Annotated in this window: 14 protein-coding genes and 1 other annotated feature; of the genes, 3 read left to right on the top strand and 11 right to left on the bottom strand. The window is 65.1% G+C overall.

Features of this window, described 5'->3' with window-relative positions; translation table 11 throughout:
* Window positions 1-290 precede the first annotated feature (290 nt).
* The 3 genes from larE to larC are packed head-to-tail and all read left to right on the top strand — an operon-like array spanning window position 291 to window position 3166.
* Window positions 291-1037, top strand: coding sequence for an ATP-dependent sacrificial sulfur transferase LarE (gene larE / locus RCI06_RS02450; protein ID WP_306573967.1), 747 nt, complete (start codon window positions 291-293; stop codon window positions 1035-1037).
* 12 nt (window positions 1038-1049) lie between these two features.
* Window positions 1050-1808, top strand: coding sequence for a nickel pincer cofactor biosynthesis protein LarB (gene larB / locus RCI06_RS02445; RefSeq protein ID WP_306573964.1), 759 nt, complete (start codon window positions 1050-1052; stop codon window positions 1806-1808).
* Window positions 1805-3166 carry a nickel pincer cofactor biosynthesis protein LarC gene (larC, locus tag RCI06_RS02440; RefSeq protein WP_306573961.1) on the top strand — a complete coding sequence of 454 codons (1362 nt, stop codon included), beginning with the start codon at window positions 1805-1807 and terminating at the stop codon, window positions 3164-3166. Before larB ends, larC begins: the two co-directional genes overlap by 4 nt.
* Before the next feature lie 46 nt (window positions 3167-3212).
* Here larC and leuD read toward each other — a convergent pair whose 3' ends face one another.
* The 11 genes from leuD to RCI06_RS02385 form a co-directional block, all read right to left on the bottom strand.
* Window positions 3213-3707 (bottom strand): 3-isopropylmalate dehydratase small subunit, encoded by a 495-nt coding sequence (gene leuD, locus RCI06_RS02435; RefSeq protein ID WP_101550736.1) that lies wholly within the window; start codon window positions 3705-3707, stop codon window positions 3213-3215.
* A 15-nt stretch (window positions 3708-3722) separates the two neighbouring features.
* Entirely contained in the window at window positions 3723-4982 is a 1260-nt protein-coding gene (gene leuC / locus RCI06_RS02430; protein ID WP_306573959.1) for a 3-isopropylmalate dehydratase large subunit, read from the bottom strand.
* Between the two features lie 46 nt (window positions 4983-5028).
* Window positions 5029-6558, bottom strand: coding sequence for a 2-isopropylmalate synthase (locus RCI06_RS02425; protein WP_101550741.1), 1530 nt, complete (start codon window positions 6556-6558; stop codon window positions 5029-5031).
* A gap of 84 nt (window positions 6559-6642) precedes the next feature.
* Window positions 6643-6891: a binding site (T-box leader), on the bottom strand.
* A 69-nt stretch (window positions 6892-6960) separates the two neighbouring features.
* Window positions 6961-7590 carry an ECF transporter S component gene (locus RCI06_RS02420; RefSeq protein WP_101550743.1) on the bottom strand — a complete coding sequence of 210 codons (630 nt, stop codon included), beginning with the start codon at window positions 7588-7590 and terminating at the stop codon, window positions 6961-6963.
* A gap of 26 nt (window positions 7591-7616) precedes the next feature.
* Window positions 7617-8843 (bottom strand): tyrosine--tRNA ligase, encoded by a 1227-nt coding sequence (gene tyrS / locus RCI06_RS02415; protein WP_276871939.1) that lies wholly within the window; start codon window positions 8841-8843, stop codon window positions 7617-7619.
* A gap of 88 nt (window positions 8844-8931) precedes the next feature.
* Window positions 8932-10608 carry a DNA repair protein RecN gene (gene recN, locus RCI06_RS02410; RefSeq protein WP_306573956.1) on the bottom strand — a complete coding sequence of 559 codons (1677 nt, stop codon included), beginning with the start codon at window positions 10606-10608 and terminating at the stop codon, window positions 8932-8934.
* A gap of 40 nt (window positions 10609-10648) precedes the next feature.
* Window positions 10649-11110, bottom strand: coding sequence for an arginine repressor (locus RCI06_RS02405; protein ID WP_101550749.1), 462 nt, complete (start codon window positions 11108-11110; stop codon window positions 10649-10651).
* A gap of 101 nt (window positions 11111-11211) precedes the next feature.
* On the bottom strand, window positions 11212-12063 hold the full coding sequence (locus RCI06_RS02400; RefSeq protein ID WP_101550751.1) for an NAD(+)/NADH kinase: 852 nt from the start codon (window positions 12061-12063) through the stop codon (window positions 11212-11214).
* Between the two features lie 24 nt (window positions 12064-12087).
* Entirely contained in the window at window positions 12088-12888 is an 801-nt protein-coding gene (locus tag RCI06_RS02395; RefSeq protein ID WP_306573953.1) for a TlyA family RNA methyltransferase, read from the bottom strand.
* 16 nt (window positions 12889-12904) lie between these two features.
* On the bottom strand, window positions 12905-14770 hold the full coding sequence (dxs, locus tag RCI06_RS02390) for a 1-deoxy-D-xylulose-5-phosphate synthase (protein ID WP_306573950.1): 1866 nt from the start codon (window positions 14768-14770) through the stop codon (window positions 12905-12907).
* A gap of 17 nt (window positions 14771-14787) precedes the next feature.
* Window positions 14788-15297, bottom strand: a complete 510-nt coding sequence (locus RCI06_RS02385; protein WP_101550757.1) for a divergent PAP2 family protein — start codon at window positions 15295-15297, stop codon at window positions 14788-14790.

Genomic DNA, 15297 nt, shown 5'->3' with positions numbered 1-15297 from the left:
CATGAAAAATCCCCCGCGTTGCCCGCGGGAAAATCTTCATGATTTCATTCGTCAAATCGTCTATACTGCCTGCCGTCCCTTCGTGGGCGGCGCACGCGTCCGCTTCTGCGGACCTCACTAAGGATACCCGAATGAAACGGATTTGTCAAGCAGCCGCGATTGACAAACCGGTCCCGTTATTGTAAACTGGTAACGCACAGGAAGTGCGCTGTCTGTGGTCAAGCCACGGAGAAAACCGCCAGAAGGCTCACGCTTCGTGAGCCTTTTTTTGTCGACAGGAGGTCTTTGGGATGCCTCTCGAATCCTTTTTTGCCGCGCACCCGCGGGTAGCGGTCGCGTTCTCCGGCGGGGTGGATTCCGCCTACCTGCTCTACGCCGCCAAGACGGCGGGCTGCGATGCGGCCGCCTACTTTTTGAAGACGCCCTTCCAGCCCCGGTTCGAGCTGGAGGACGCCCAAAAGCTCGCGGGCCAGCTCGGCGTGCCGCTGCACATCGTCGAATACGACGTGCTCAGAGTCCCCGGCGTCGCGGAGAACGGGCCGCTGCGCTGCTACCACTGCAAGCGCGCGCTCTTCACCCGACTGTGGGAGGCCGCGCGCGCCGACGGATTCGAGGTGCTCTGCGACGGCACCAACGCCTCGGACGACGGCGTCGACCGGCCGGGCATGAAGGCGCTCGTGGAGCTTGGGGTGCGCTCCCCCCTGCGGGAGGCGGGCCTCTCCAAGCCGGAGATCCGCCGGCTTTCCCGCGAGGCGGGGCTTTTCACCCACGATAAGCCCGCCTATGCCTGTCTTGCCACCCGGGTCCCCACCGGCACGCCGATCACCCCCGGCCTGCTGGAAAAGACCGAACGCGCCGAAAACGCCCTCTTCTCCCTCGGGTTCACCGATTTTCGGGTGCGTTTTTTTTGCGGCGCGGCGCGCATCCAGCTCCCGGAGGGGCAGCTTTCTCGCGCTCTTTTGGCGCGGCAGTCGATTTTGGACGCGCTATCCCCCGATTTTGACGCGGTGCTGCTCGATCTGCGGCCGCGCGGTTAAGGAGACGACTTGATGGAACAGGACCGGATTTTACAGATTTTGCAGGAGGTCAAAGCGGGGGCGGTCACGCCCGAGCAGGCGATGCTGGACCTGAAGATGTGCCCGTTTGAGGATCTGGGCTACGCGAAGGTGGACCACCACCGCGCCCTGCGGCAGGGCGTCCCCGAAGTCATCTTCGGAAGCGGCAAGACGCCCGGACAGATCGTCGGCATCACCCGCTCGATGCTGGCGCGCGGCAGCGGCGTGCTCATCACGCGCCTCTCCCCCGAGGCGGCGGAAGCGGTCGCGGCGGAAATCGAGATCAGCTACGACCCCGTCTCCCGCATCGCCTTCGCCGGGGAGCGTCCCGCGCCCGACACGGAGGGGCGGATCGTCGTCGCGACGGGCGGCACGAGCGACATCCCCGTCGCGGAGGAGGCCGCCGTCACCGCCGAGTCGCTCGGCAACCCGGTGGAGCGGCTCTACGACGTGGGGGTCGCGGGGCTGCACCGGCTTCTCGCAAGGCTGGACGTGCTCATGAGCGCCCGCGTGGTGATCGCCGTCGCGGGCATGGAGGGGGCGCTCGCCAGCGTGATCGGCGGGCTGTGCGACTGCCCGGTCATCGCCGTGCCCACCAGCATCGGCTACGGCGCGAATTTCGGCGGGCTCTCCGCCCTGCTCTCGATGCTCAATTCCTGCGCGAGCGGCGTGTCGGTCGTCAACATCGACAACGGCTTCGGCGCGGGCTATCTTGCCAGCATGATCAACCACATGGGAGGGACGAAATCATGAAGACGCTCTATCTCGAATGCCAGATGGGCGCGGCGGGCGACATGCTGATGGCCGCGCTGCTCGAGCTGCTGCCTGATCCCGCGCCCTTTCTCGCCCGGATGAACGCGCTGGGCATCCCCGGCGTGGAGATCACGGGCGAACCCATGCAGAAATGCGGCATCACCGGCACCCACGTCCGCGTCAGGGTGCGCGGCGAGGAGGAGCAGAGCGAGGACGTCGGCGGCCACGCCCATCCCCACACGCAGGAGGCGCCCCACGTCCATGAGCACCCCCATGAGCACGACCACGGAGAGGCTCCCCATGACCGCGGGCACTTTCATGAGCATGAGCACGGCGGGGAGACGCCGCACACGCACGAACACGGCCACGAACACGGGGAGGGTCACAGCCATCCGCACGGGCATCATCACTACAGCTTTTCCGATATCCGCGCGCTGATCGAAGGATTCGACCTGCCCGCCGAGGTCCGGTCGGACGCGATCGCCGTTTACCGTCTCATCGCCGAGGCGGAATCCCACGCGCACGGCGTTGCGGCCGAGGAGGTGCATTTCCACGAGGTCGGCTCGATGGACGCGGTCGCGGACATCGTCGGCTGCTGCCTGCTCTTCCACCTGATCGGCGCGGACCGCGTCGCCGCCTCCCCCGTCCACGTCGGAAGCGGCTTCGTGCGCTGCGCGCACGGAGTTCTGCCCGTGCCCGCGCCCGCCACCGCCCACCTTTTGCGCGGCGTGCCCGCCTACGGCGGCGAGGTGCGCGGCGAGCTCTGCACCCCGACCGGCGCGGCGCTGCTGCGGCACTTTGTTTCCTCCTTCGGCCCGATGCCCGTCATGGCGGCGGAAAAGATCGGCTACGGCATGGGCAGCAAGGAATTTGAGCGCGCCAACTGCCTGCGCGCCTTCCTCGGCGAGGAGGACGGCGGCATGGACGAAACCTGCGAGCTCCGCTGCAACCTCGACGACATGACCCCCGAGGCGGTCGGCGCGGCGGTCGACCTGCTCTTTGCGGCGGGCGCGCTCGACGTCTTCCTGACCCCCATCCAGATGAAAAAGAACCGGCCGGGCGTGATGCTTACCTGCCTTGCCCGCCCCGCGCAGAAGCGGGCGGTGGTCGACGCCATGCTCCTGCACACCTCGACCCTCGGCGTGCGGGAGCACACCTGCCGCCGCACGGTGCTGCGGTCCTCCCTTTCGACGGTGGACACCCCCTACGGCCCCATCTGCGTCAAGCGGAGCAGCGGCCACGGGGTCGCCAAGGAGAAGCCGGAGTACGCCGACGTGCTCGCCGCCGCCAAGGCGCACGGCGTCCCGTTTGAAACGGTCTGGCGGCATGCCGTCGCCGCCTGCGAATCCGAAGCATGAAAGCGAAAAACGCCCGCCGGCCACTTGGTGGCCGGCGGGCGTTTTGTCATTTCCCCATCCTGCGGCGGATGGAATTCAAAAGGCCGTCCGCGTCGATGATCTCTTTTATAAACGCGGGGAAAGGCGCGGCGGTGTAGCTTTCCTCCCGCGTGAGGTTTCGGATGACGCCCGTATCGAAGTCCACCTCGACGCGGTCGCCGTTTTGGATCGCGTCGCTCGCCTGCTCGCACTCGAGGATCGGCAGGCCGATGTTGATCGCGTTGCGGTAGAAGATGCGCGCGAACGTCTTGGCGATCACGCAGGAGACGCCGTTTTCCTTGATGACCATCGGCGCGTGCTCGCGAGAGGAGCCGCAGCCGAAGTTCCAGCCGCCGACGATCATGTCGCCCGGCCGCACCTTTTTGACGAACTCCGCGTCGATGTCCTCCATGCAGTGGGAGGCGAGCTCCCCGCGGTCGGAGATGTTGAGGCAGCGCGCGGGGATGATGACGTCGGTATCGATGTTGTCCCCATATTTGTGGACGGTTCCGGTAGCTTTCATTGGTTGATTCCTCCCTTACAGGCTGTCGGGGCCGGCGATCTTCCCGGCCACGGCGCTGGCCGCCGCGACGGCGGGCGACGCGAGGTAGACCTCGCTCTTCACATGCCCCATGCGGCCGACGAAGTTGCGGTTGGTCGTCGCGACGCACCGCTCCCCCTCCGCGAGGATGCCCATATAACCGCCGAGGCAGGGGCCACAGGTCGGCGTCGAGACGGCGCAGCCCGCCTCGATGAAGTCGGAGAGGTATCCGGTCTCCATCGCCTCCTTGTAAATTCGCTGGGTGCCGGGGATGACGATGCAGCGCACCCCGTCCGCCACCCTCCTGCCGCGCAGGATGTCCGCGGCGACCGCCAGATCGCTCATGCGGCCGTTGGTGCAGGAGCCGATGACCACCTGGTCGATCTTTACGTCCCCCACCTCGTCGATCGTCCGGGTGTTCTCGGGCAGGTGCGGGAAGGAGACGGTCGGTCTGATCGCGGAGAGGTCGATGTCGTAGACTGCGTCGTAGACCGCGTCCGGGTCGGGCGCATAGACGTCGAAGGGGCGGTTTACGCGGCCCTTCTCATAGGCGAGCGTCACCTCGTCCACCTCGAAGATGCCGTTTTTCGCGCCCGCCTCGATCGCCATGTTCGCGATCGTCAGCCGGTCGTCCATCGAGAGGTTTCCCAGCCCCTCGCCGCCGAACTCCATCGATTTGTAGAGCGCGCCGTCCACGCCGATCATCCCGATGATGTGCAGGATGACGTCCTTGCCGCTCACCCACCTGCCCGGCTTGCCGGTCAGGTTGAAGCGGATGGCGGAGGGCACCTTGAACCAGCACTTGCCGGTGGCCATCGCGGCGGCCATGTCGGTCGAGCCGAAGCCGGTCGAGAAGGCCCCGAGCGCGCCGTATGTACAGGTGTGACTGTCCGCGCCGACGATCAGCTCGCCCGGCGCGACGATCCCCTGCTCGGGCAGCAGCGCGTGCTCGATGCCCATGCGGCCCACGTCGAAGAAATGTTCGATGCCGTATTTCCCGGCGAACTCCCGGCAGCGCTTGGAGAGCTGCGCCGCCTTGATGTCCTTGTTGGGCACGAAGTGGTCGAGCACGATCGAGATGCCCGTTTTGCTGTAGACGCTGTCGAAGCCGTACTTTTCAAACTCGTCGATCGCGACCGGCGTGGTAATGTCGTTGCCGAGCACCATGTCGACGTCCGCGTTGATGAGCTGGCCGGGCGCGACGGAGTCGAGGCCCGCTTTTTTGGCCAGAATCTTCTGGCTCATCGTCATTCCCATGTCAATTCCCCATTTCCATCAGAGTGTTATCCACCGTCTGCGGCGATTATATCATGGCTTTTTCTTCCATCGCAATCGCCTTGTTGATCGCGTTGACGTAGGCGCGGATGGAGGATTCGAGGATGTCGGGGCTCAGGCCGCGCCCGGTGACCGTGTGGCCGTTGCAGCTGATCTTGCAGATCGCTTCGCCGAGCGCGTCCTCGCCCTCGGTAACCGCCTGCATCGTCCAGTTTTCCAGCTTGGTGTCCATCTTGACGATGCGGTCGATCGCGTTGAAGGCCGCGTCGATCGGGCCCTCGCCGCGCGCCACATGCTCCTTTTCCTCCCCGTCGTCCCGTACGAGCCGCACGACCGCCGTCGCGGAGATGACGGTGCCCGAATTGACGACGAAGCTCTTCAGCCCGTAGGTCTCCTTCACGTCGGAGATCGCCGCGTTGCCGACGAGCGCCTCGATGTCGCGGTCGGTGATCTCCTTCTTGCGGTCGGCCATCTCCTTAAAACGCTCGAACGCCTCGGCGATGTCCTCGTCGGACATCCGGTAGCCCAGTTCGGCGATCCGGTCGGCGAACGCGTGCTTACCCGAGTGCTTGCCGAGCACCATCTTGTTCTGGTAGATGCCCACGTCGTCGGGGCTCATGATCTCGTAGGTGGTGCGTTCGGCGAGCACGCCGTGCTGGTGGATGCCGCTCTCATGCGCGAAGGCGTTCGCGCCGACGATCGGCTTGTTGGGCGCGATTCCCACGCCGATGATCGTGGAGAGCAGCTTGCTCGTGCGGTAGATCTGGCGGGTGTTGATGCCCGTTGTGCATCCGTAAAAATCCCCGCGGGTCCTGAGCGCCATGACGATCTCGTCCATCGCGGCGTTGCCCGCACGTTCGCCGATGCCGTTGACGGTGCATTCGACCTGCGTCGCGCCCGCCCGGATGCTCTCCAGCGTGTTCGCGACCCCCATGCCGAGGTCGTTGTGGTTGTGGACCGAGATGTCCACGGCGGGATTCTGGAGGTGCGCCTTTACATAGGCGACGAGGTCGTACATCTCGTTCGGGGTGCTGTAGCCGACCGTGTCGGGGATGTTGATTGTCGAGGCGCCCGCCGCAATCGCCGTGTCGAACACCTTGACGAGGAAGTCGCGGTCGCTGCGGGAGGCGTCCTCGGCCGAAAATTCAACGTCCGGGCAGAGGCTGCGCGCGAACCGGACCATCTCGGCGACGCGGGCGACGACCTGGTCGGGGGTCATCTTGAGCTTGTATTTCATGTGGATGTCGCTCGTCGCGAGAAAGACGTGGATGCGCGGATGCGCGGCGTGCCTGACCGCGTCCCACGCGCGCTGGATGTCCCCCTCGACGCAGCGCGCGAGCCCCGCGACGGTGGAATTCTTGACGATCTTGGCAATCGCCTCGACCGCCCGGAAGTCGTCGGGCGACGAGACCGGGAAGCCCGCCTCGATGACGTCTACGCCCAGCCGCTCGAGCTGGCGCGCCATCTCCAGCTTCTCGTTGAAGTTCATGCTGCATCCCGGGGACTGTTCCCCGTCCCGCAGGGTGGTGTCGAAAATCTTGACCGTTCTTGTGCTCATGGTGATTTCCCCTTTCCCGTAATGAGATTTCGAGAAACGTCAGCGCGGATCGCGGAGAAAACAAAAAAACCTTCGCCTCTCCAAAAAAGAGACGAAGGTTTTGAAAAACTTCCGTGGTACCACTCTCATTGACCGCCATAGGCAGCCCGCTCGACCGCATCCAACAATGCGCTCCCCATCTAACGGCGGGGTTCCGTCCGGTTCTAATCGCAAATGGAGCTTTCGACCGGCAGCTCGGGGGCGAGTTATTCACATTCGCGGTACCGCCTCGCACCGGCCGGCGGCTCTCTGCAAACGCGCGGGATGTGTTTTGTTCCCCGTCAACGCCTTTGACGTATTCATCTTGTTAGACATGATAACGCGCAAAGCCGCGTTTGTCAAGACGTAAATTTCCCAAAATTTTCAACGCATCCGGCGAAGCACCGTGGCCAGCGGTTTACCGAGCGCGACGGTCAGCACCGCGGCGATCACCGCCTCAAGCACGCCGTTGAGCCCGATGACGCCCATGATCACGCCGAGTAGCGCAGTCCGCGCGATCCCCTTGGCGGCGGCGTAGCTCGCGCCGAAAAAGAGGTAGATGCCGCCCATTACAAGGCCGGTATTCGTAATCGCGCCGACGATTCCCGCGCCGAGGAACGCGGCCGTATCCCCCTTGAAGGCCCTGCGCAGCAGGCGGAAGACCCACGCGGAAAAGACGCCGATCAGCACCCGCGGCAGGATCGCGATAACGAGGCTCCACAGGTTCCCGCTGTATTCGGGGGTGAGCGAATAGAAGGGCGTGAACACAAAGGAGGTGATCGTCGGCTGGAAGGTGTTGGTGATCACGCTGAGCAGCCCGAACACGCCGCCCAGGATGCCTCCCGCGAGCGGCCCCATCAGCACGCCGCCGAGGATGACCGGGATGTGCAGGGTCGTCGCCTTGGTCACGCCGAGCGGGATGAACCCGAGCGGCGTGAGGGTCAGCACGATCTCCATCGCGGCCAGCAGCCCCAGCATCGAGAGATATTTTGTGCGGGAAAGGGATTCCTTCATCTCGCCGCCTCCCAGCGCGCCAGGGTTCAGCCCAGCAGGACCTTGTGGTAGATTTTCTTGCCCTTTTTGAGAATCACGTGGCCCTTTTCAAAGGCGTCCGTGCCGATTTCAACTGTAAAGTCAGAAACCTTTTCATCGTCGACAGACACGCCGCCCTGCTGGATGAGGCGCTTGGCCTCCCCCTTGGAGGGCGCGAGCCCGGTCTTCACGAGCAGGTCCGCCACCGCGATCCTCCCACCGGCAAGGTCAGCGGCCGAAAGGGTGGTCGTGGGCATGTCGTCGCTCTGGCTGCCCGCGCCGAAAAGCGCGCGCGCGGCGGCCAGCGCCTTGTCGGCCTCCTGCTGGCCGTGCACCATCTTGGTCAGCTCGTAGGCGAGCGTCTCCTTGGCCTGGTTGAGCTGGCTGCCCTCCCAATCCTCCATCGCCTCGATCTCCTCGATCGGCAGGAAGGTGAGCAGCTTGAGGCAGTTGATAACGTCGGCGTCCGCGACGTTGCGCCAGTACTGGAAAAACTCGTAGGGCGAGGTCTTCTCCGGGTCGAGCCAGACGGCGCCGTTCTCCGTCTTGCCCATCTTCTTGCCCTCCTTGGTGGTGAGCAGCGTGAAGGTCATGCCATAGACCTCGTCGCCCGTGACGCGGCGGGTCAGATCGATACCGCCGAGGATATTGGCCCACTGGTCGTTGCCGCCCAGCTCCATCCGGCAGCCGTAGTCGCGGTGCAGCTTTAAGAAGTCGTAGCTCTGCATGATCATATAGTTGAATTCCAGGAAGGAGAGCCCGCGCTCCAGGCGGGTCTTGACGCTGTCCATCGTGAGCATCTGGTTGACCGAGAAATAGACACCCACGTCGCGGAGCAGCTCGATGTAGTTGAGCTTGCAGAGCCAGTCGCCGTTGCGTAGCATGAGCGCCCTGTCGTCGGAAAAGTCAATGAACTTCTCCATCTGGCGCTTGAAGCACTCGGCGTTATAGTTGATCGCCTCCGGCGTGAGCATCTTGCGCATATCGGTGCGCCCGGTCGGGTCCCCGATGAGGGTGGTCCCCGTGCCGAGCAGCGCGATCGGGCGGTGTCCCGCGAGCTGGAGGCGGCGCATCACAACCAACTGAAGAAAGTGGCCGACATGGAGGCTGTCCGCAGTCGCGTCGAACCCGATATAGAAGGTGACCTTCTCGTTATTCAGAAGCTCCTCGATCTTTTCCGGGTGGGTCATCTGCGCGATCAGGCCGCGTCGGGTTAATTCTTCAAATACTGTCATCGATCTTTCCCCTTGTTAAAATTTCTTTGTTACCATCCGCTGGGCGGATTTTTACCAGTATAGCATGCAAAAGCACAAAGTACAACCCCTACCGGAAGGCCCCGTCCGCCTCCCGCAGCATCTCGCGGGCATGTTCGAGCGCGATTTCGCTGAGGGTTTCGCCGCCGGTGATGCGCGCGAGCTCCCGCACCCGGTCCTCCCCCTCGAGCGGGGTGATCGACGTGAAGGTGCGGTCGTCGCGGGCCGTTTTCGAGATGAGCAGGTGGTGCTGCGCGTAGGCGGCGACCTGCGCCAGATGGGTGACGACGATCACCTGCCGGTCCGCGGCGACCTGCCGCAGCTTGTGGCCGATCTTCTGGGCGGCGCGGCCGGACACGCCGGTGTCCACCTCGTCGAAGATGAGGGTGCCGATGTCGTCCCGCCCGGCCATCACGTTCTTGACCGACAGCATGATGCGCGCGAGCTCGCCGCCCGACGCGATCTTCGCGAGCGAGCGCGGCTCCTCGCCGACGTTGGTGGAGATATAGAGCTCCAGCTCGTCGATCCCGTCGGGAGAGAGGGGCTTTTCGCGGCGCCGTACCGTAAGGGTCACCGAGGGCATGTCCAAGAAGGCAAGCTCCTCCATCACCCGCGCGGTGAACCGCTCTGCGGCGTCCCCGCGCGCCGCGGAGAGCTTTTCGGCGCGCGACGCCGCCTCGGCGAGCAGCCCCGAAAGCTCCCGCTGGAGCTGCCGGGCGCGCTCGTCCGACGTCTCGATCTTCCGGAGCTCCGCCGCCGCCCGGTCACGGAAGGCGAGGATCTCCTCCACCGTGCCGCCGTATTTCTTTTTGAGGCTGTAGAGCAGGTCGAGGCGGTTTTCGATTGCGTCGAGCTGGCGCGGATTGCAGTCGAACCCCTCAAGCAGGTCGCGGATGTCGCCCGCGAACCCCTCGAACTCGTAGGAGAGCTCGGTCAGCCGCTCGCTGACCGGCCGGGCCGCGTCCATATAGCGGGCGGCCCGCTCCATCTGCTCGACCAACGCGCCGAGCTGGGAGGAGAGCCCCGGCGTCTCGTCGTCCCCGTCGAGCACCGCGAGGCTGCCGCCGAGCGCCTCGGTGACGGCCAGCGCGTTCTTGAGGAGCTTGCGCTGCGCGCGCAGCTCGTCCTCCTCCCCCGCCGTGAGCCCCGCCGCGTCGATCTCCCCGATCTGGTAGCCCAGCAGATCGATGCGGCGCGCCTTCTCCGCCTCGTCGGTGTCGATCTGCTCGAGCTCCCGTCTGACGGCGGAATAGGCGCGATAGGCGTTCCGGTATTCCTCCAGCATCGGCTCCAGCTCGCCGTACCCGTCGATGAAGCCGAGGTGCTTTGCCGGGGAGAGCAGCTGCTGGTTGTCGTGCTGGCCGTGCACGTTGATGAGGTGCGCCGCGACGGTTTTGAGGATCGCGGCGGTGGCGGGCCTGCCGTCGATGCGGCAGGCCGATTTCCCGTCCGCCGTGATCTCCCGGCTGATGAGCACGCCGTCCTCCTCGGGCGGGTAACCCGCCTCCCCGAGCGCGGCGGCCGCCGCGGACGAAAGCCCGGTGAAGAGGGCGGAGATGACCGCCTTCTCCTCCCCCGTGCGGATGATCTCCTTGGAGGTGCGCTCCCCCAGCACGGCGTTGATGGCGCTGATCAGGATCGTTTTCCCCGCGCCCGTCTCGCCGGTAAAGACGTTGAGGCCGCCGGTAAAATCGATCGCCGCCTCGCTGATCACCGCGATATTCTTTATGTAGAGCTGTGAAAGCATCTTCTCACCCCGTTATTCCGGCATTGAAAACGCGCCGCCCCTACTGGCCGGCGCTCATCATCTTGCGGAGCTGCAGCACCAGTTCGCGCGCGTTGTGGTCGTCCCGCATGACCATGAAGATCGTGTCGTCCCCCGCGAGGGTCCCGACCACGCCGCTCCAATGGAGGGTGTCGAGCGCCGCGCAGACGGCGTTCGCCATGCCGGTGAAGCATTTGATCACCAGCATGTTGCCCGCCGAATCGATCTCCTTGACCGACTCGGAGAAGATCAGCAGGAACTTATTGGACATTTCGCTTTTGGGAAGGTCGGCGTGCGCCGCGTAGTGGTATTTGCCGTCGGGGGTCAGCGTCTTGACCAGCCGCAGCTCCTTGATATCCCGGGATACGGTCGCCTGCGTCACCGAAAAGCCGCTTTCGCGCAGCAGGCCCAGCAGCTCGTCCTGCGTGTCGATCGGCCGGGAGTTGATGAGTTCCAGGATTTTGGCGTGACGTTTTGCTTTCATACGATTCTTCCCCTTCGCCGCTGCGCGCCGGCGTCAATTTGTCCGTGCTCCGTCCCCGCCGCGCGCAGCCGGTGGACGGCGGGGACCCCTTCGCACGGGGCCTAACCCCGCGCCTTCAGCTTTTTCCCGAGGATGTCGGTGAAGCTCTTCTCCGGGAAACTGATAAACCGCGCCGCCTTCTCCGAGCGGCGGATATGCACCGTCCGGTCCGCGCCGAGCCCCGCGAAGCTCTCCCCGTCCACGCTGACGAGAATGCTGTCGGGGTTGTTGACGAACCGGCTGCGCACCGTGAGTTCCATGTCGGGCGAAAGGAGCACCGACCGGTCGTAGAGGGAGTGCGGGCAGATGGGCGTCAGAAGGATCGTGCCGATCGCCGGGTCGACGATCGGGCCGCCCGCCGAGAGGGAGTACGCCGTCGAGCCGGTGGGCGTCGCGAAGATGAGCCCGTCGGCGCGGTAGCTGCCGACCGGGCGGCCGCCGCTTTCGATATCAAGGTCGACCAGCCGCGAGAGCTCCCCCTTGGAGATCACGACGTCGTTGAGGGCGTGGCGCACGCCCGGGACCCCGTCGATCTCCACCTCGAGCAGCATCCGGTCCTGGATCGTGTAATCCCCGCTCGAAAGCCGCGCGAGGTATTCCAGCTCGTTGGGCTCCACCTGCGCGAGGTATCCGAGCCTGCCCGTGTTGATCCCGAGGATCGGCTTTTGGTATTCGACCGCGTGCTTGGCCGCGTGCAGGATGGTGCCGTCTCCGCCGACCGTGACGACCACGTCGCAGGCGGCAATCTGCCGGTCGAAGGCGCCGTAGCCGACCTCCCCGAACTGGCCCCGGAACCGCTCGTCCATGACCGGCACGCACCCGGCGGCGCGCAGCTGCCCGATAATCGCCTTCATCAGCCAGACAGTATTATATTTGGACAGGTTCGGCATGATTAATACGGTTTTCTGCTCCATCCGCACCACATCCCTTCCAAAGATTCAGTCAAGCGCCGCGTGGGAACGCTCCACCAGCGCCGCGATCTCCTCACGTTCCGGGAGGGAGCCCCCCTCCTCCCTGCGGAGGTACATGAGGTATTCGATGTTGCCCTCCGGCCCCTTGACCGGCGAAAAGTCGAGCCCGGCCACCGAAAAACCGTTCTCCGCCGCGTAGCCGACAGCGTTTTCCAGCACCTCCACATGGGTCGAGCGCTCCCGCACGACCCCCTTCTTACCCACCTTGCCGCGCCCCGCCTCAAACTGGGGCTTGACGAGGCAGACCATCCCGCCGCCACCGCGCAGCAGCTCCGCCGCCACGGGCAGCACGAGCTTCAAGGAGATGAAGGACACATCGACGCTCGCGAAATCGATGGGGTCGGGCACCTGTTCGCGGGTGACATAGCGGATGTTGGTGCGCTCCAGGTTGACGACCCGTCCGTCGGTCCGCAGCTTCCAGGCGAGCTGGCCGTAGCCGACGTCGACCGCGTAGACCTTTTCGGCGCCGTTTTGCAGCATGCAGTCGGTGAAGCCGCCGGTCGACGCGCCGATATCCATGCAGGTTTTCCCCTCGAGCACGACCGGAAAGACCCGCATCGCCTTTTCGAGCTTGAGGCCGCCCCGGCTGACGTACCGGAGGGTCTCCCCGCGCACCTCGAGCGCGGCGGCCTCCTCCACGTCCATGCCCGGCTTGTCGGCCTTCTGGCAGTCGACATACACCTGCCCCGCCATGATGACCGCCTTCGCCTTTTCCCTGCTCGGGAAGAGCCCGCGCTCCACCAGCAGGACATCCAGTCGTTTTTTCACGTCGTCCTCCGTCAGGTCAGAAGTAGAGTTCCGAAATCGCGCGCGCAACCGTGTGCGCGTCGAGCCCGCAGCGCCTGAGCGCCGAATCGGCGGGCATCGCGGGGATGAAGGGATTTTCCACCGCGCCGATCGTCATGCGGCCGCGGTAGCGCACCCGCGAGAGCGCGTCGAGGAAATGCTCCCCGATGCCCCCCTGCCGGACGCCCTCCTCCACAAAGTAGATCGCGCGGTATTTCTTCGCGAGCTGTACGCACGCGTCCGGAATGGGCGAAATGCGGTGCAGCTTCAGCAGGTCGGCCTTTTTCCCCTCGGCGGCGAGCAGCTCCATCGCGCCGTAAGCCTCCCCGAAGGCGCGCCCGTAGCTGACGATCAGCGTCTGGCCGCCGCTCCTGTGGTGGAACCACTCCCCCGGCCGGTAGCCGAGGCGTTCGTCCACCGGGATCTCCCCACCGCGCGGGTAGCGCACCGCCGCGACCCCGTCGCAGCAGTCGAACGCCTGGTCAAGCGCGTAGCGCAGATCGCCGTAGGTTGCGGGGGAATAGACCGTCACGCCGGGGATCTCCGAAAGGAACGCCGCGTCGAAAAGCCCCTGGTGGGTCTCCCCGTCCTCCCCCACGATCCCCGCCCGGTCGACGGCGAGCACGATGTGCTGCCGTTCGATCGACGCGTCGTGGATGATCTGGTCGAACCCGCGCTGCAAAAAGGTCGAATAGACCGCGAACACCGGCTTCATCCCGCCCGCGGCGAGCCCGCAGGCAAAGGTGACCGCGTGTTCCTCCGCGATCCCCACGTCGAAAAAGCGGTTTTTCGGGCCGAACTCCGCTGCAAAGGCGGAGAGGCCCGTGCCCTCCTCCATCGCGGCGGTGATCGCGCAGATTTTGTGATCCCGGCGCGCGCGCAGGACCAGCTCCCGACCAAACACCGAGGAAAAGCTCTCGGAGGGGGCCTTGAGCCTCCCGCTCGCCCGGTCGAAGCCGCCCACCCCGTGGTAACGGGCGGGGTTTTTCTCCGCGAAGTCGCAGCCCTTGCCCTTGACGGTGTTGACGTGCAGGACGACCGGCTTCTCGAGCTCCTTCGCGCGGCGCAGCGCCTGTACAAGCGCGGGGATGTCGTGCCCGTCGACGGGGCCGAGATAGTCGAAGCCGAAATCCTCGAAGAGGTTCGAATGGTAGAGCAGCTGGCGGAAGGCCGCCTTGGAGTCGGAGATCACGTCGCGCAGCTCCCTGCCGACGACGGGGATCTTCTTCAGCGCGTCCTCCACCCGGTTTTTCAGATTTAAGTACCCCTCGCTCGTCCGCTTGGAGGCGAGATAACGCGCGAGCGAGCCCACGCTTTTGGAGATCGACATATCGTTGTCGTTGAGCACGACGATCAGCCGGTTTCCGGTGCGCCCGGCGTTGTTGAGCGCCTCGTAGATCATCCCGCCGGTAAACGCGCCGTCCCCGACCACCGCGACCACGTGGTGCCGGTCGCCCGAGAGCGCCTTGGCCGTCGCGAGCCCGCAGGCGGCGGAGATCGAGGTGCTCGCGTGCCCCGCGATAAAGGCGTCACAGCCGCTCTCGCCCGGGCGCGGGAAGCCGGAGAGCCCCCCCTCCCGCCGGATGGTCGGGAACGCCCCGAGCCGGCCGGTCAGCATCTTATGCGCGTAGCACTGGTGCCCCACGTCCCACACGATTGCGTCCTGCGGGACGTCAAAAACGGTGTGCAGGGCGACGGTCAACTCCACCACGCCGAGGTTGGAGGCGAGGTGGCCGCCGTTCTCCGAAAGGGTATGCAGCAGCTTCTGGCGGATTTCCCAGCAGAGGATCTTCTGCTGCTCCGGATTCAGCCGCTTGACGCCGCCGGGCAGCTCCAGGCGGTTGAGCAGGTTATATTTAGCCAAAGGAACACCCCACTTTATCAGAATGCCGGGATCAGCGCGGCGATCAGGATCCCCAGCGCCGCGCCGCAGAGCACCTCCAGCGGCGTATGCCCCAAAAATTCCTTGAGGCGCTTGTTCGGGCCGCCGCGCTCCTCGGGCGCGTCCTCGCCGCGCGCGAGCGCGTCGAACTCCTCCTTGAGCATCTGGAAGATCTCCTTGAAATCGATGACCATCTTGTTGAGCACCTTCGCCTGCTCCCCGGCGGCGCGGCGCACCCCCATCGCGTCGTACATGACGATGCCCGCCATCGCCAGCGAGAGCGCGAACTCCGGGGAGGCGTAGCCGAGCTTTTTGGCCACGCCCACCGACACCGCGCACACCAGCGCCGAATGGGAGCTGGGCATCCCGCCCGAGCCCACCATGCGTTCCCAGATGATCTTGCGGCTGGGGATATAGGCCAGGATCGTCTTCAGCAGCTGCGCCGCGAACCACGCGAGAAACCCCACGTCGATGACATAGTTGCTGATCAGTACTCTCAATGGGTTCAT

This window comes from Anaerotruncus massiliensis (ex Togo et al. 2026) (genome assembly GCF_030825285.1).
GTDB lineage: Bacteria > Bacillota > Clostridia > Oscillospirales > Ruminococcaceae > Anaerotruncus > Anaerotruncus massiliensis.
The sequence above is the reverse complement of the archived record's forward strand: the minus strand, read 5'-3'. Positions and strand labels throughout refer to the sequence as shown.